This window comes from Streptomyces sp. NPDC020845 (genome assembly GCF_044334165.1).
Classification (GTDB): Bacteria; Actinomycetota; Actinomycetes; order Streptomycetales; family Streptomycetaceae; genus Streptomyces.
This window is the reverse complement of record NZ_JBIRSJ010000043.1, coordinates 1-18,164: the sequence shown is the minus strand read 5'-3', so window position 1 is coordinate 18,164 and position 18,164 is coordinate 1. Positions and strand designations below refer to the sequence as shown.

At 70.7% G+C, this 18,164-nt stretch carries 4 protein-coding genes; 2 read left to right on the top strand and 2 right to left on the bottom strand.

What is annotated here, in order from left to right; genetic code table 11:
- The coding region (locus ACH4U7_RS52030) for a type I polyketide synthase (protein ID WP_398534759.1) at positions 1 to 3,272 on the top strand (3,272 nt) is incomplete at its 5' end.
- A 155-nt stretch (positions 3,273 to 3,427) separates the two neighbouring features.
- Positions 3,428 to 4,645 carry a cytochrome P450 gene (locus ACH4U7_RS52025; protein WP_398534758.1) on the top strand — a complete coding sequence of 406 codons (1,218 nt, stop codon included), beginning with the start codon at positions 3,428 to 3,430 and terminating at the stop codon, positions 4,643 to 4,645.
- Positions 4,646 to 4,811: 166 nt separating this feature from the next.
- On the opposite strand, the gene ACH4U7_RS52020 is transcribed toward ACH4U7_RS52025, so the two are convergent.
- Together ACH4U7_RS52020 and ACH4U7_RS52015 are read right to left on the bottom strand one after the other, a co-directional pair.
- Complete coding sequence (locus ACH4U7_RS52020; protein WP_398534757.1) at positions 4,812 to 15,611, bottom strand: type I polyketide synthase; 10,800 nt, start codon at positions 15,609 to 15,611, stop codon at positions 4,812 to 4,814.
- Between the two features lie 46 nt (positions 15,612 to 15,657).
- Positions 15,658 to 18,164 (bottom strand): SDR family NAD(P)-dependent oxidoreductase (locus tag ACH4U7_RS52015; protein WP_398534756.1); only part of this gene is annotated, 2,507 nt, incomplete at its 5' end.

Here is an 18,164-nt window from a genome sequence, read left to right as displayed (position 1 = left end):
TGGCGGGTATTCGGCCGGTGTCGTCGTCGGTGGCGTTCTATTCGACGGTGACCGGGGAGCGGATGGACACGGCGGGGCTGGATGCCGGGTACTGGCTGCGGAACATGCGGGAGACCGTCGCCTTCGAGGCCGCAGTGCGGGCCACGCTCGACGAGGGACACCGGACCCTGCTGGAGGTCAGTCCTCACCCTGTCGTCGCGATGGCCCTCCAGGAGATCATCGACGGTGCGGGGGTCTCGGCCCATGTGTCCGGGACCATACGACGCGACGACGCGGGTGCCGGGCGGCTGCTCACGTCACTGGCCGAGGCGTACGTCGCGGGCGCGCCCGTGAACTGGTCGGTGGTGTTCGAGGGCACCGGTGCACGGCCGGTGGACCTGCCCACGTACGCCTTCCAGTACCAGCGCTACTGGCTGCGTATGCCGGTGTCCGGATCCGGTGATGTGACTGCCGCCGGTCTGCGTTCCCCCGGGCATCCGCTGCTCGGGGCCGCCGTGGAGCCCGCCGAGTCCGACGGCCTCGTCCTGACCGGCCGTCTTTCGCTGCGTGACCACCCCTGGCTGGCTGACCACAGGGTGGCGGGGACGGTTCCGCTGCCGGGAACCGCGTTCGTGGAACTGGCCGCCGTGGCGGGCGATCTCGCCGAGTGCCCCTACATCGAGGAGCTGACCCTTCAGACTCCGCTCACGCTGCCCGAGACCGGCGGTGTGGACCTGCAGCTCACTGTGGGCGCCCCGGACGACGCCGGGCGGCGCGAAGTCGGCTTCTTCGCCCGTACGGACGAAGAGTTCACGGCCGCCGAGTGGACGCGGCACGCCACGGGTGTCCTGTGCCCGGCCGGTCCGGCACCGAAGGCGGAACCGGCCGACTGGCCGCCGCGCGGCGCCGAGCGGATCGACATCGGCAGCCTGTACGAGGACCTGGCGGGCGGCCCGCTCGCCTACGGGCCCGCCTTCCGGGGACTGCGGGCCGCTTGGTCCCGTGGCCGGGAGGTCTTCGCCGAGATCGAGCTGCCGCAGGAGCTGCACGAGGCGGCGGGCGAGTTCCTGCTGCACCCCGCGCTGCTGGACGCGGCCCTGCACGCGGTGAACTTCTGCAACGAGCTGGACGTCCCGAGCGCACCGCTGCGCCCGTTCGCCTGGAACGCGGTGTCCCTGCAGGCCACCGGCGCCACCGCCCTGCGGGTGGTCCTCTCCCCAGCGGGCAAGAGCGCCGTGTCGCTGCGTGCCGTGGACGGCACGGGCACCCCGGTCGTCTCGATCGGTTCGCTGCTGCTGCGGCCGGCCGACCTCACCGACAGCGATCCAGGGTCCGGGCGGACCGCCACGCACTCCTCGCTGCTGAGCATGGTGTGGACACCGGTGCCGCTGCCCACGGTCGAGACGGCGGCGTGGGCGGTGGTGGGCACAGCGCCGGCATGGGCAGGCCCCGGCAGCGGTGCCGTGCACCACCAGGACCTGCTGGCACTGAGCGCGTCGGTCGCCGCGGGTGATCCGGTGCCCGCGTTCGTCGTACTCACGCCGGACGACGGCGAACCGGCCGGTCCGGGGTTCGCGGAGCTCCCGGCGCTTACCCGGGAACGCTCCGGGCTGGTGCTGGAGGCGGCGCGCACCTGGGTCTCAGAGGAACTCGACGAGCGGCTCGCCTCGATACCGCTGGTGGTGACGACCACGGACGCCGTGGGCACCTCAGCGGATGACCGGGTGGCCGGGCTCGGCTCCGCGCCGCTGTGGGGGCTGGTGCGTTCGATCCAGTCGGAGAATCCCGGCCGGCTGGTCCTGCTGGACACCGACGGGAGCGTCGAGTCCGGGCGGGCGGTGCCGGCCGCGGTCGCGTCGGGGGAGGCTCAACTCGCCCTGCGCGACGGAGTCGCGCTGATGCCTCGCCTCAACCGGCCGCCGGCCGCCGACGTCCCGGACACCGTGCCCGGGACGGAGCTCGACGCGCTCGACCCGTCCGGCACGGTGCTGGTGACCGGGGCGACCGGTGGGATCGGCGCGCTGGTCGCCACCCGTCTCGCAAAGCTGCACGGCGTACACCATCTGCTGCTGCTCAGCCGACAGGGTCCGGATGCCGAGGGCGCCGGTGAACTCGTCCACGACTTGGAGGAGTTGGGGGCCACGGTGACGCTGGTGGCCTGCGACGTGTCGGACCGCGCTGCGCTGGCGGCCGTACTCGACGGGGTTTCCGCCGGGCATCCGCTGACCGCGGTGGTGCACTGCGCGGGCACTGCCGAGAATGCGCTGCTGGCCTCGCTGGCGCCGGAGCTGATCGACCGGGTGTTCCGCGCCAAGGTGGACGCCGCGGTACATCTCCATGAGCTGACAGCGGAGCTGGACCTGTCCGCCTTCGTGCTGTTCTCCTCGATCGCGGGCACCCTCGGCGGCACCGGACAGGGCAACTACGCGGCCGCCAACACCTTCCTGGACTCTCTCGCCCAGTACAGACACCGCAACGGGCTCGCGGCCACCTCACTGGGCTGGGGGCTGTGGGCGACCGAGCGGGGTATGGACAGCCACCTCGCCGAGGGGGCCTCGGCGGGCTCTCCGATGGGCGGGGTGTCCGCAATGCCGGCGGACCAGGGCCTCGCCTTGTTCGACCTGGGCTGGCGCCGCGCCGAGCCCGTCGTGTTCCCCGTCCGCCTCAACAGCGCCGCCCTGCGCGCGCAGGCCGCCGCCGGCTCCCTGCCCCCGGTGCTGCGCGGCTTGGTCCGGGTCCCGGCCCAGCGGTCGGCGCGGACCGGGAGCCAGGCCCCGGAGAGCCAACTGCGGTACCGGATCGCGGAGATGGGGCCCGCCGAACGTCAAGAGACGCTGCTGGCGCTGGTCCGTGACCGGATCGCCGCCGTGCTGGGGCACGCGTCCTCGGACCAGATCGAGACCGACCGGCCGTTCCGCGATCTCGGCTTCACCTCGCTGACCGCCGTGGAACTGCGCAACCGGCTCAACGCGGCCACCGGTCTGCGACTCCCCGTCAGCCTGGTCTTCGACTATCCGACGCTCGGCGCACTGGTGGCCCTGCTGGTCGCCCGGCTGGCCCCCGACGGAGCGCAGAGCGCCACGACGCCCGAGGCCGAGCAGGAAGCGGCCGTACGCCGCGCCCTGATGTCCGTCCCACTGGACCGGCTGCGCGAACACGGTCTGCTGGAGGCGCTGCTGGCGCTGACCGGCGACGAGAGGGCGGAGCCGGAGGTGGCCGACCGCAGCGAGGAGATCAAGTCCATGGACGTGACGGCGCTGCTCGCGATGGCCAGGAGTACCAGCACGCGGTGACGGGGCTCGGTACCGGGCACGTCACGCGAGTGGGGCGAGCTAGGGGGAGGGTGTAGGGGCCGATCGTGAATAGCCTGCGAGGAAGGTCGGCCTGCCCACCCCCACGCGTCGTTCCGCCGCGCCCGAGAAACCCTCACGAATCTGGAGAGCCATCCATGGCCGAAGCGCCTTCCGAACCCATACCGTTCCCGTTCCCCGACCCGCCCTCGGTCTGTGAACTGCCCCCGGAGCTGGCCGAGGTCCGGGACGGCGAGTCCGTGGTCGAGGTGAAGTTTCCCGACGGCATCACCGGCTGGATGGTGACCAAGCACGCCGATGTCCGCAAGGTACTCCTGGACCCCCGGTTCAGCAGCCGGGTCATCGCGACCGCGGCCGCCGCCATGTCGGAGACCGAGACCGGCAAGCTGATGAACGAATCTCTCGTCGGCATGGACCCGCCGGAGCACACCCGGCTGCGCAAGCTGGTCAGCAAGGCCTTCACCGCACGGCGGGTGGAGCAGCTGCGGCCCCGGATCGTGGAGCTGGTGGTCGAACTCCTCGACGAGCTCCAGACCCTGCCCCGTCCGGTGGACCTGGTGAAGAACTTCGCCGTTCCGCTGCCGGTCCGCGTGGTCTGCGAGCTCCTCGGCGTACCGGCCGGCGATCAGGACACGTTTCACGCCTGGTCGAACGCGTTGCTCGGCGACTGGCATCAGGTCGAGGAGAAGGAAGCGGCGACGGTCGCGTTGGTCAAGTACTTCGGTGACCTCATCGCGGTCAAGCGGCAGAAGCCCGCCGATGACATGATCAGCGAGCTGATCGCGATCAGCGAAGAGGAAGGCAGCACGCTCACCGAGCGTGAGATCATCACGCTGAGTATCGGCATCCTCAGCGCGGGCCACGAAACGACCGCCAACCTGATCAGCATGTTCCTGCTCACCCTGCTGCACCATCCCGACGAGTTCGACAAGCTGCGGGCGAACCCCGAGGCGCTTCCGAAGGCCATCGACGAGCTGCTGCGGTTCGTCCCGCTCACCGCGACCGGCGGCATCACCCCCCGGCTCACCACCGCGGAGGTGGAGCTGAGCAACGGCAAGGTGCTGCCCGCCGGTGTCGTGGTCCTGCCCGCGGTCGCCACCGCCAATCGTGACCCCGACGTGTTCGAGGACGGGGACCGGCTGGACCTGGCGCGTGAGCAGAACCCGCACCTGGCCTTCAGTACGGGCATCCACTACTGCCTCGGCGCGCAGCTCGCCCGTATCGAACTCCAGGAGGCGTTCCGGGCCATCATGGAGCGGATGCCGGAGGTACGGCTCGCGGTGCCCGAGTCGGAACTCCGGCTGAAGCCGGCTTCCATCCTCCGCGGACTGGAGAGCCTGCCCATCACCTGGTGACACGGCATCCGCCCCACCGCACGGACGACGGGCCCAGCAGGCCGACACCTGCTGGGCCCGTCGTCTTCCTTCGTCCGGCGGGTCCGGCGTCGGCGGCGCCGCCTCCGCACGCGTGCGACGGGCCATGCTCCCGTCGCCGGAGCACGGCCCTTCGTGGTGAGCGGTCCTACGCGTCACGCTCCGCCAGCCACCGGTGCACGGCCGCCGCCGTGACGTCCCCGCTGCCTTCGATCATGGAGTAGTGGTTACCCGGCACGTCGATCGCGTCGTGCGGCAGCGGCCAGGCGGACTGCCATTCCTCGGCCGGGGGCTGCTCCTGCCCCGGCTCGATGCCGTAACGCTCCGAAGCCCGCACCAGCAGCGTCGGAACCGAGGTCTCCTCAGGCTGCCATGCCTCGAACATGGCGAAGTAGGCGGCCATCGCGGTGAGCCGGGTCCCGGTCATCTGACCGAAGTCCTTCTCCAGCTCCAGGGCCTTGGACTCCATCACCGGCGTGATGTAGGAAGTCGCCTCATAGCCGGCCATGTAGCTGTCGATCAGCACCAGTCCCTTCGGGGCACGGCCTCGTCCCTCCAGCCTGACGGCGACCTCATGGGCGATCCTGCCGCCGGAGGAACGCCCGGCCAGGACGAAGGGCTCGTCCTGGACCAGTTCTTCGATGAGTCGTACGGCGTACTCGGCCGCCGCGTCCACATCGGCGGCGACCGGCTGGCCGGTCACGAAGCCGGGGAGCATCAGGGACCACAGGTCACGGACTCCGCGCAGCGGTACGGCCATGCCGACCAGTTCCTGGTTGCTCGCCCACACCGACTGCGACGGGAAGCAGATGATCTTCGGGTGCTGTGCTCCCTCGACGAGCCTGACGAGCTCCGGTCCGTTCCGGACCTCGTCCGGAACGGAGAAACTCGCCCGCAGGTCGACCGAGTTCTTCAGCACGCTGTGCCCCAGGTCGAGCCGGCCCAGCTCGATGGAGCGCCGGTAGAGCGCCTCCACCCCGTTGATCACCGCCGTGTCCGCGGTCGTCTCGACGCCGGAGCCGCCGGCTCCGGGGACCTCGGACGGCTGCGCGGCCGACACGACGTCGACCGTATCGCCCAGCCGGTCACCGAGTTCGGCGGCGAGGGCGGCCGGTGTGGGGTGGTCGAAGACGACCGTGGACGCCAGCCGCAGTCCTGTGCGCTCGCCGATGCGGTTGCGCAACTCGACCGAGGTGAGCGAGTCGAAGCCCAGCTCGGCGAAGCTGCTGCCGTCCTCGACGGCCTCGGCCCCGCTGTGCCCGAGCACCTGAGCGGCCTCGACACGGACCAGCTCGGTGAGCATGGCCAGCCGCTCGTCTGCCTTCGCTCCGGCCAGCCGCTCGCGCAGCCGCGAGGCGCTCCCCTCGTCCGATCGGACGGCCCGTCGCCGTGGGGCCCGGACCAGCCCGCGCAGCACCGACGGTATCTGCTGCCCGGCCGAAGCCCGCGCCACCGCGGTGTTCATACGCATCGGGACGAGCAGGGGCTCGGTGCCGGCGGCGAGGGCCTGGTCGAAGGCGTCCATTCCGGTCTCGGCTGTGAAGGGGGTGAGCCCACCACGGGCCATCCGGGCGCGTTCGGCACGGCCGAGGTCCGCGGCCATGCCGCCGGGCAGGTCCCACCAGCCCCAGGCCAGCGAGGTACCGGCCAGTCCCGCGGCTCGCCGGTGGGCGGCGAGGGCGTCCAGGAAGGCGTTGGCGGCCGCGTAGTTGCCCTGCCCCTGACTGCCCAGCAGTCCGGCGGCGGAGGAGAACAGGACGAACTCCCGCACCGGCGTGAGCGCGGTCAGTTCGTGCAGATGCCAGGCCGCGTCGGCCTTGACCCGCAGCACCGTGTCGGCCTGGTCCGGGGTGAGGGACTCGACTGTCCCGTCCGCCAGTACCCCCGCCGTGTGCACGACGCCGGTCAGCGGCCGCTCGGCTGGGATGGCGTCCAGCAGAGCGGCCAGCGCGGCGCGGTCCGAGACGTCGCAGGCCACGATCGTGGCGTCGGCGCCCAGCTCGGTCAGGTCGGCCAGCAGCGCGTCCGCGCCTGACGCCTCGGCTCCACTGCGGCTGGCCAGGACCAGGTGCCGGACGCCATGCGCGGCCGCGAGGTGCCGGGCGACGACCGCGCCGAGCGCCCCGGTGCCCCCGGTGACCAGCACGGTGCCGTCGGGGCCGAAGCCCGGGGTGACCTCCGGCGCGCCGGTGTGCCGGGCCAGGCGAGGCGCGCTGGCGGCGCCCGCGCGCAGGGCGAGTTGTGGTTCACCGGTGCCGAGGGCCGCGGGCAGCGCCCGGTACGACGCGGGGTCGTCATCGAGGTCGATGAGCACGATCCGGTCCGGATGCTCGGACTGGGCCGCCCGCACCAGACCCCAGACAGCCGAGGCCGCCAGATCTTCGATCCGGTCGGTGTCGACGGCCGGAACCGCGCCTCGGGTCAGTAGAACCAGCCGGGAACTCGTGAGGCGGGCGTCCGCGAGCCAGTGCTGAAGCACTCCCAGAGCCCGTCCGACGGCCTCGTGAGTGGCTGTGACGGTACTGCCCCCACCGCCGAAGCAGGACACCGCCACGACTGGCGGAACGGGCTTGCCCGATTCCACGGTGTCGATCAGGGACTGCGGGTCCAGATACGGCGTACCGGTGAGGCCGGCCTCGACGAGACGCTGGCGGATCTCCAGCGGGTCGAAGCCGAGCATCGCCCACTCACCGAGCTCAGCGTGCGCCGCGAGGGGTATGGGCGTCCACCGCACGCCGAACAGCGCATCCTGCCGGGACGCGGAGGCAGTGAACTGTTCCAGAATCGGGTCGCGCATGGCCAGCGAGTCGACCGTGGCGATCGGCAGCCCCGAGTCGTCGGTCACCACGACGGACACCTCGCTGCGTCCCACCGGGGCCAGCTTGACCCGGGCGACCGTGGCGTGGGTGGCGTGCAGCCGGACCCCGGTCCAGACGAAGGGCATGCCGCCCTTGACCGGTTGCCGGCCGTCCGTCCCGCCGAGGACACTGAGGGCGAGGGGCTGCAGGGCCGCGTCCAGCAGTGCCGGGTGCACACCGAACCCGCTGCCCTCGTCGCCCGCCTCGCCCGCCTCGTCCGGCAGCCGAACCTCGGCGAACAGCTCGCCGTCCTTGCTCCACAGGACTCGCAGGCCCTGAAAGACCGGCCCGTAGGTGAATCCGGCCTCGGCCATGTCCGGGTAGAAGTCCTGGACGGGGATCTCTGTGGCGCCGTCGGGCGGCCACACACCCTCCGTCGGCGCATCGGCGGACTCCGTCTCGCGCCGCTCGACCAGTACGCCGGTGGCGTGCCGAAGCCAGGACTCGTCGTCGCCCGCGCCGTCGGGCCGTGAGTGGAGCGTGATCGTGCGCCGGCCGGACTCGTCGAGCCCGCCGACCGTCACGTGGACCGCGCGACCGCCATGCTCCTCCAACACCAGGGGTGCTTCCAGGGTGAGTTCCTCGATCACCTCGCAGCCCGACTCGGCGCCGGCGCGCAGCGCCAGCTCCACGAACGCGGTACCAGGCAGCAGCGCGGTGCCCAGCAGCGCGTGCTGGGCGATCCACGGCTGCGTGGCCAGAGAAAGTCTGCCGGTGAACAGGAAGCCGTCCGAATCGGGCAGCCTCACGCCGGCGCCGAGCAGCGGATGACCGGTGGTCGTGAGTCCGAGGCTCGCCGGATCGCCGCTGCCGGTAGCGAGCGAGTCGAGCCAGAAGCGCCGTCGTTGGAAGGCGTAGGTGGGCAGGTCGACACGGCGTGCGCCGGTACCGGCGAAGAGCGCGGACCAGTCGGCCCGGGCGCCGACGGCGTAGATCCGTCCGAGGCCACGGACGGCGCTCGACGCTTCGGGATGCTCGGGGTGCAGGACGGGGGCGCAGACGGCGTCGGTACCGGTGTGGTCCAGCGCCTCCTCGGCCATCGCGGTCAGTGCGCCACCCGGGCCCAGCTCCAGGAACTTGTCGACACCCCGCCCCAGCACGGTGGTCACCCCGTCAGCAAATCGGACCGCCTCCCGCACATGCCGCACCCAGTAATCAGGGGTGGCCAGCTCCTCGCCCGCGACCTGCCCGGTCACGTTGGACACCACAGGGATGCGCGGTGCACGGAACTCCACGGAGCCCAGCACCTCGGCGAAGTCCGCCAGCATCGGCTCCATCCACGCGGAGTGGAAGGCGTGGCTCACGGTCAGCCGTCTGGTGCGCCGGCCCTGCCCCGCGAAGGTCTGCGCGAGCGCGGTCACCGGTTCGTCGTCGCCGGAGAGCACCAGCGAACGCGGCCCGTTCACCGCCGCCACCGACACGCCCGCCGGCAACTGGGGCAGCTCCTCCTCCGCGGCTTCCACCGCGACCATGACCCCGCCCTCAGGCAGGGCCTGCATCAGCCGGCCCCGCGCCGCCACCACCCGGCACGCGTCCTCGAGCGACCACACGCCCGCCGCGTACGCCGCGGCCAGCTCGCCGATGGAGTGCCCCAGCAGCACATCCGCCCGCACCCCCCACGAACCCACCAGCTCGTACAACGCCACCTCAAGCGCAAACAGACCCGCCTGGGTGAACACCGTCCGGTCCAGCGCCTCACCATCGGCGAAGGCCACTTCCTTCACCGGACGCTCCAGGAGCACGTCCAGATGCCCGCACACCTCATCGAAAGCGGCCGCGAACACCGGATACGCCTCATACAGTTCCCTGCCCATCCCCGCCCGCTGCGAGCCCTGCCCGGAGAACAGCAATGCTGTCCCGCCCTCCGACACCGACCCGCCACCTGCCACCTGCCCGCCACCTGCCACCGTCTCCAGCTGGGCCAGGAACTCCGACGTCTCCCGCCCCATCAGCACCGCCCGGTGCTCCAGCCCCGCCCGCGCCGTGGCCAGCGAGAACCCCACATCGACGGGGCGCAGGTCATGTGCGCGCAGGTGTCCGGCCAGCCGCCGCGCCTGCTCTCGCAACGCCTGCTCCGACCGCGCCGAGATCACCCACGGCACCAGCACCGAACCGGTCTCACCAGACGCGCTCTCCTCTACGGCTTCCGGAGCCTGCTCCAGAATCACGTGCGCGTTCGTCCCGCTGATCCCGAACGCCGACACCCCCGCACGCCGCGGACGTCCCGTCTCCGGCCACTCCCGCGCCTCTGTCAGCACCCCCACCGCACCCGACGACCAGTCCACCTCCGGCGTCGGCTCCTCCACATGCAGCGTCTTCGGCAGCAGACGGTGCTGGAGCGCGAGTACGGCCTTGATCACACCGGCGACTCCGGCGGCGTACTGGGTGTGTCCGATGTTGGACTTCACCGAACCGAGCCACAACGGCCGGTCCACCGGACGGTCCTGACCGTAGGTGGCCAGCAGCGCCTGCGCCTCGATCGGATCACCCAGCGCCGTACCCGTCCCGTGCGCCTCCACCACATCGACATCCGCCGCCGAAAGCCCCGCCGAGGCCAACGCCTGCCGGATCACCCGCTGCTGCGACGGACCGTTCGGCGCTGTCAGCCCGTTCGACGCACCGTCGGAGTTCACCGCCGAGCCCCGCACCACCGCCAGCACCCGACGTCCGTCCCGTACCGCGTCCGAGAGCCGCTGGACGGCCAGCATCCCGACGCCCTCGCCCCAGCCGGTGCCGTCGGCACCCGCGGCGAACGCCTTGCACCGCCCGTCTCCCGCCAGACCGCCCTGTCGGGCGAACTCCACAAAGGCCCCGGGTGTGGCCATGACCGTCACGCCACCGACCAGGGCGAGGTCACACTCTCCGCCTCGCAGCGCCTGCGCCGCCAGATGCAGCGTGACAAGCGAGGACGAACACGCCGTGTCAATCGTCACGGCCGGTCCCTCCAGGCCCAGGGTGTAGGCGACCCGGCCCGACATCACGCTGCCGGAGGTACCGGTGAGCGCGTAGCCGCTACCGGCCTCGGCCGAGTTCATGAGGACCGTCGTGTATTCCTGCGGCGTACCGCCGACGAACACGCCGGTGCGGCTGCCGCGCAGGGAGACCGGGTCGTAGCCGGCGCGTTCAAGCACCTCCCAGGAGGTCTCAAGCAGCAGCCGCTGCTGCGGATCCATCGCCCGCGCCTCACGCGGCGAGATCCCGAAGAACGCAGCGTCGAACTCCGCCGCGTCCGCGAGGAAGGCACCTTGCCGGGCGCCGCCGAACTCCTCCACGAAGGCGTTCATGGCCGGTCCTTGCCAGCCCCGGTCCGCGGGGAACTCCGTCATCTCGTCGCGCCCCTCGGCGAGCAGCCTCCACAGGTCCTCGGGACCGCGCACCCCGCCGGGGAAGCGGCAGGCCATGCCCACGATCACGATCGGGTCGTCGTCCGTTGCCCGCAGCTGCGGGAGCGCGACCTCGGCACCACCGTCGAAGAGCTTGTCGTGCAGGTGTCCTGCGAGCCGGCGGGGCGTGGGGTAGTCGAAGACGATCGTGGCGGGCAGGCGGAGTCCGGTGGCGGCGTTGAGCCGGTTGCGCAGTTCCATCGCGGTCAGGGAGTCGAATCCCAAGTCACGGAACGGCTTGCCGTCCGTGATCTCGTCGGTCGTCGAGTGGGTGAGAACAGCCGCCGCTTCCGTACGGACCGCACCGAGGAGCCGTTCGTGCTGCTCGGACTCGGTCAGTGCGGCGAGGGACTGCCGCAAGAGGGAGTCGCCACCGACCGTGTCGTTCGCCTGGTCGGCGGAGTCCTCGCTGAGCGCGCGGGCGGCTTCGGGGATCTCCTCGATCAGCGGACGGCGGCGGGCCAGCGCGTACCCCGGCGTGAACAACGACCAGTCCATGTCGGCCACCGTCACCGACACCTCGTCCTGCTCCAGCGCCTGCCGCAACGCCCGAACCGCCAACTCCGGCTCCATCGGCCGGACACCGATGCGCGTCAGCTGCTCCGCGGTGGTGTCGGTCGCCAGACCGGTGTTCTTCCAGTTGCCCCACGACACCGATGTCGCCACCAGACCACGCGCCCGGCGCTCCCGCGCCAGACCATCCAGATACGCGTTCGCCGCCGCGTAACCACCGCTACCGGCACTCCCCCACACAGCGGCACCGGAGGAGAACACCACGAACGCATCCAGATCCAGGCCAAGTTCGGCGGTCAGCTCGTCGAGATGACGGGCACCGAGAGTCTTGGCGGCCATCTCGGCATCCAGCCCCGCGGCATCCAGTTCGCGAACCAGACCGTAACCCGCGATCCCCGCAGCATGGAACACGCTCGTGAGGGGATACTCGGCGGGGATTGTGGCGAGCAGTTCCGCGAGAGCCGCCCGATCGGTCACATCACACGCGACAACCGTCACCTCCACACCCAGGCCGCCCAGCTCCTCGACCAGCTCGGCCACGCCCTCGGCCTCCGGACCACGGCGGCTGACCAGCAGCAGATGCCCGACACCCTCCCTCGCCAACCAATGCGCCAGATGCCCACCGATCCCACCCGTACCACCGGTGACCAGCGCTGTGCCCGACGGACTCCACTCCCGCACCCGCACCGGGCTCGCACCCAGTGGAGCACGCACCAGACGACGCCCGTACACACCCGACGAACGCACCGCCACCTGATCCTCACCCCCACCAGCCGCCAGCACACCGGCCAACAAGGACGCCACCCGCTCATCCCACACCCCGGGAACATCCACCAGACCACCCCAGCCACCGGGCTGCTCCAACCCCACAACCTGCCCCAACGCCCACACCTGCGACTGCACCGCCGACACCGGATCATCCACACCCACCACCGCAGCACCCCGCGTCAACACCCACAACGGCACCTCACCACCACCGCCACACGCCTGCACCAACTCCATCGTCGACACCACCGCCGACCCCTCATCCCACGCCAACAACGACACCACACCCGACACACCCGCCAGTGCCGCACCGTCGAGATCCGCCCGAACACACACCTCCGCACCAGCCGCCTCAAGCGCCTGCCGCACCTCATCCACCGGCGCATCCCCACCGGAAGCCACCACCAGCCACATCCCCGACAGCCGGGTTCCTGAGGGCAGGCTGAACGCACGCCAAGTAGTCCGGTAACGCCACGAATCCAGGACCGACCGTTCTTCACGCCCCTTGCGCCAGGCCGACAGCACCGGCACCACCGGCTCCCACACACCCGGCACCGAACCATCCACAAGTGCCGCAACACCCTGCACATCCGCCCGCTCTACCGCACCCCAGAACGCCGCATCCACCGGATCCACCACACCCTCCGCACCCGGTGCGGAAGCATCTTCGAGCCAGTAACGCTGGTGCTGGAAGGCATACGTCGGCAGATCCACCCGCCGCGTACCCGTACCCTCGAACAACACCGACCAGTCCACCGGCGCCCCCGCAACATACGCCTCCGCCAACGACGCCAAGAACCGTCCAGCACCGCCATCGTCCCGCCGCAGCGACCCCACTGCAGCACCGGCCCCGGACGCGCTCTCCAACATCTCCTGGACCGCCATCGCAAGCACCGGATGCGGACTGGACTCCACAAACACCTGGTGCTCCAGCTCGGCAAGCGTCCGGACCACCGGCTCGAACAACACCCGCTCCCGCAGATTCGCCGCCCAATACGCAGCGTCCAGCCCTGCCGTGTCCATCCGCTCGCCGGTCACCGTCGAGTAGAACGCCACCGGCGACGACACCGGCCGAATGTCCGCCAACCCCGCCAGGAGATCATCGTTGAGCGCATCCACCTGCGCCGAATGCGAGGCGTAGTCCACCGCGATCCGGCGCGCCCGCACCCCCGCGCCATCGAGCTCGGCCAGCAGGCCGTCCAGCGCCTCCACCTCGCCCGAGACCACCACCGACGACGGCCCGTTCACCGCCGCCACCCCAACCCGGCCCCCCAACCCGGCCAGCCACTCCTCCATCTCACCCACCGACAACCCCACCGACACCATCCCGCCCCGCCCGGACAGCCTCTCTCCCACCAGGCGTGACCGAACCGCCACCACCCGGGCGCCGTCCTCCAGCGACAAGCCCCCGGCCACACACGCCGCCGCCACCTCACCCTGCGAATGCCCCACCACCCCCACCGGCTCCACACCAAACGACCGCCACACCGCCGCCAACGACACCATCACCGCCCACAACACCGGCTGCACCACATCCACCCGACCCCACAACCCCTCACCCCCACCCTCGAACACCACATCCCGCAAAGACCACCCCACAAACGGCGCCAACGCCCGCTCACACGCCACCATCGACTCAGCAAACACAGACGAGACTTCCCACAACTCCCGCCCCATCCCCACCCACTGCGACCCCTGACCAGGAAACACAAACACCACTCCCGCGCCAGTGTCACCGGTGCCTCGAATCAGGCCGGGGGCGTCGAGTCCGTCGGCGAGGGCGGTCAGTGCGGTGCGCCGGTCGCCGTCCTGCTCGGTCAACAGCACCGCGCGGTGGGCGAATCTGGTGCGGCTCGTCAGCAGGGAGTGACCGATGTCGGCTGCCGCGAGGCCGGGGTGGGCATCGAGGTGGGCCCGCAGGCGGGCGGCCTGTTCACGCAGTGCGGCCTCGGTGTTGCCGGAGATCAGCCAGGGCAGTGTGGCGGGCTTCGTGGCGAAGGGGGACTCCAACGAGGGCGCCTCGTCCGTCCGTGGCTCGGCAGACTCTTCCTGCGGGGCCTGTTCGATGATCACGTGTACGTTGGTGCCGCTGATCCCGAACGACGACACACCCGCCCGCCGCGGACGCCCCGTCTCCGGCCACTCCCGTGCCTCAGTGAGCAGTTCCACCGCGCCGACGGACCAGTCAACCTGGCTGCTCCGCTTGCCCACATGCAGGGTTTTGGGCAGAATGCCGTGGCGCAGGGCCAGCACGGTCTTGATGACGCCGGCGACGCCTGAGACGCCTTGGGTGTGTGCGATGTTCGATTTCAGCGAGCCGAGCCACAGCGGTTGGCCGTCGTGTCGTTCCTGACCGTAGGTGTTCAGCAGGGCCTGCGCCTCGATGGGGTCGCCGAGCGTGGTCCCCGTGCCGTGCGCCTCGACCATGTCGACGTCCGCGAGGGTCAGCCCGGCATTGGCGACCGCCTGCCGGATCACCCGCTGCTGCGACGGACCGTTCGGAGCACTCAGACCGTTCGACGCACCATCCTGGTTGACCGCCGACCCACGGACCACCGCCAGCACCTCATGCCCGTTGCGCCGCGCGTCCGACAGACGTTCCAGCAGCACGACGGCGACGCCTTCACCCCAGCCGATCCCGTCCGCGTCATCGGAGAACGCTTTGCAGCGGCCGTCTGCGGCCAGTCCGCGCTGCCGGGCGAAGGTCACGAAGGCAGAGGGTGTGGCCATCACCGCAACGCCGCCGGCCAGCGCCAGAGAGCAGTCACCCTGCCGGAGCGACTGTACGGCCGAGTGCAGTGCGACGAGAGACGAGGAGCACGCGGTGTCGATGGTGACCGCCGGCCCTTCCAAGCCCAGGACGTAGGAGATCCGGCCGGACATGATGCTCCCCGAGCCGCCGGTGATGGCGTACCCCTGATCGGTCGGCGAGTTCATCAGCTTGACGATGTGCTCGATGGCCGTACCGCCGACGAATACCCCGGTCCGGCTGCCCCGCAGCGAGTGCGGGTCGATCCCGGCCCGTTCCAACGCCTCCCACGAGGTCTCCAGAAGCAGTCGCTGCTGCGGGTCCATGGTCGCGGCCTCACGCGGCGAGATACCGAAGAGCCCGGCGTCGAAGTCACCCGCCCCCTTCAGGAACGCGCCCTCCTGGGTGTACGTCGTGCCCGGACGGTCGGGATCGTCGCTGAGGAGCGAGGTAAGGTCCCAGCCGCGGTCGTCCGGGAATCCACCCACCCCGTCGGCGCCGTCCCTCAGCATCTGCCACAGCTGCTCCGGCGAGTCGGCCCCGCCGGGAAGTCGACAGGCCATTCCCACGATGGCGAGCGGCTCCCGCCCTCGGTCCTGGCTGTCCTTGAGCTGCTGGCGGGTCTGCTGCAGTTCGGCCGTAACCCTGCGCAGATAGGTACGAAGTTTGTCCTCGGTCATCGTGAAACCCCACTCCGAAGCAGTTGAAAACCCGGCAGGTGCCTGTTCAGGACACGCCTAGGTCGCGGTCGATGAAGTCGAAGATCTCGTCGTCCGTGGCGGCTTCGAGATCGGTGGCACCGTGCTGCTCGGTAGCGCTGAGCTGGGTGATCAGATCGCGAAGGTGGGCGACGATGTCCTCACGGGCCTGTTGATCGGGTGCGACGCCCTCGAGTGCCTCACCGATCCGGGACAGTTCCCGCTTGATGTCGAGAACGTCGGCGATGCCCGGTCGGCCACCCTGCTGGTCGAGATCGGTGAGCAAGAGATCGGTGACGCGTTGCGGGTTGGGGTAGTCGAAGACGAGGGTGGCGGGCAGCCGGAGTCCGGTGGCCTTGGACAGCCGGTTGCGCAGCTCCATCCCGGTCAGCGAGTCGAAGCCCAGCTCCTTGAACGGCCTGCTCGGCGTGATCTCCGCCGTCGACCCGTGCGCCAGCACCTGCGCGGCCTCACCCCGCACCAACCCCAGCAGCAACGCCTGCTGCTCCGACTCCGCCAGCCCGGCCAGCCGCTCCCGCAGTCCTCCGGCCGCCGCGTCCTGGGTCTCGTCAGTCTCGGTGGTGTCACTCAGCGCCCGGGCGGCTTCGGGGATGTCCTCGATCAGCGGCCGGCGACGCGCCATCGCGTACCCCGGCGTGAACAACGACCAGTCCAGGTCGGCCACCGTCACCGACACCTCGTCCTGCTCCAGCACCTGCCGCAACGCCCGAACCGCCAACTCCGGCTCCAGCAACCGCACCCCACGACGCGACAACCGCTCCGCCGTCTCCCCCACCGCCATCGCCGTGGCCCCCCAGCCACCCCACGACACCGACGAACCCACCAGCCCACGCACCCGACGACCACGGATCAGACCATCCAGATAACCACCCGCAGCCGCATTCGCCCCGTTCCCCGCACTCCCCCACACCGAAGCCCCCGTGGAGAACACCACGAACGCATCCAGATCCAAGCCCAACTCAACGGACAGCTCATCCAGGTGACGCGCCCCGACCACACGGGCCCCCATCTGGTCCCCGAGCTCAGCCGGGTCGAGGTCGGTCAGGAAGCCGTGCGCGGCGATCCCGGCGGTGTGGAAGATCGAGGTGACGGGATGCTCGGCGAGCAGTTCCGCGAGAGCCGCCCGGTCGGTCACATCACACGCGGCGACCGTCACCTCCGCGCCCAGCCCGCGCACCTCCTCGACCAGTTCGGCCGCACCCTGGGCCCGCTCACCACGGCGGCTGACCAACAACAGGTGCTCGGCACCCTCCTTCGCCAGCCACCGCGCCAGATGCCCACCGATCCCACCCGTGCCACCGGTGACCAGGACCGTGCCCGACGGACCCCACTCCCGCACCGGCACCGGACTCCCACCAAGCGGAGCACGCACCAGACGACGCCCATACGCACCCGACGAACGCACCGCGACCTGATCCTCACCCTCACCAGCCGCCAGCACACCAGCCAACAACGACGCCACCCGCTCATCCCACACCCCGGGAACATCCACCAGACCACCCCAGCCCTGGGGCTGTTCCAACCCCACCACCTGCCCCAACGCCCACACCTGCGACTGCACCGCCGACACCGGATCATCCACACCCACCACCGCGGCACCCCGCGTCAGCACCCACAACGGCACCTCACTACCACCAACCGCCCGCACCAACCGCAACATCGACTCCAACGCGGACCCCTCATCCCACGCCAGCAACGACACCACACCCGACACATCCGCGAGTGCCACACCGTCGAGAACCTCCCGAACGGACACCTCCGCACCAGCCGCCTCCAACGCCCGCCGCACCTCCACCACCGGCGCATCCCCACCAGAAGCCACCACCACCCACATCCCCGACAGGCGGGTTCCTGAGGGCAGGCTGTACGCGCGCCAAGTAGTCCGGTAGCGCCACGAATCGAGGGTCATCTGCCTACGGCGGCCCTTGCGCCAGGCCGACAGCGTGGGCAGCCAGGCCTCGGCCGCAGCGCCGGCATCGGAGACGTCGAGTACCTCAGCGAGGTCGGACAGGCTCTCGCGCTCCACGGCGTCCCAGAACGCGGCATCCGTGTCATCCTCCACCGTGTCCTGGGTCTCGCCTCCGACGGTGACACCCTCCAGCCAGTAGCGCTGGTGCTGGAAGGCATACGTCGGCAGATCCACCCGCCGCGCACCCGTGCCCGCGAACAACACCGACCAGTCCACCGGCGCACCCACCACATACGCCTCGGCCAACGACGCCAAAAACCGTCCAGCACCGCCGTCATCCCGCCGCAACGACCCCACCGCGACCACCGACCGGTCCACAGCCTCACCGGTCTCCTGGACCGCCATGGCAAGCACCGGATGCGGACTGGACTCCACGAACACCGCACTGCCCAGCTCCACCAGCATCCGCACCACCGGCTCGAACAACACCCGCTCCCGCAAATTCGCCACCCAGTACCCGGCATCCAGCCCCGCCGTGTCCATCCGCTCCCCGGTCACCGTCGAATAGAACGCCACCGACGACGACACCGGCCGAATACCCGCCA

Coding starts and splice junctions, on each gene's coding strand:
- ACH4U7_RS52020 (WP_398534757.1), bottom strand. CDS start 15,611: ATGACCGAGGACAAACTTCGTACCTATCTGCGCAGGGTTACGGCCGAA.
- ACH4U7_RS52025 (WP_398534758.1), top strand. CDS start 3,428: ATGGCCGAAGCGCCTTCCGAACCCATACCGTTCCCGTTCCCCGACCCG.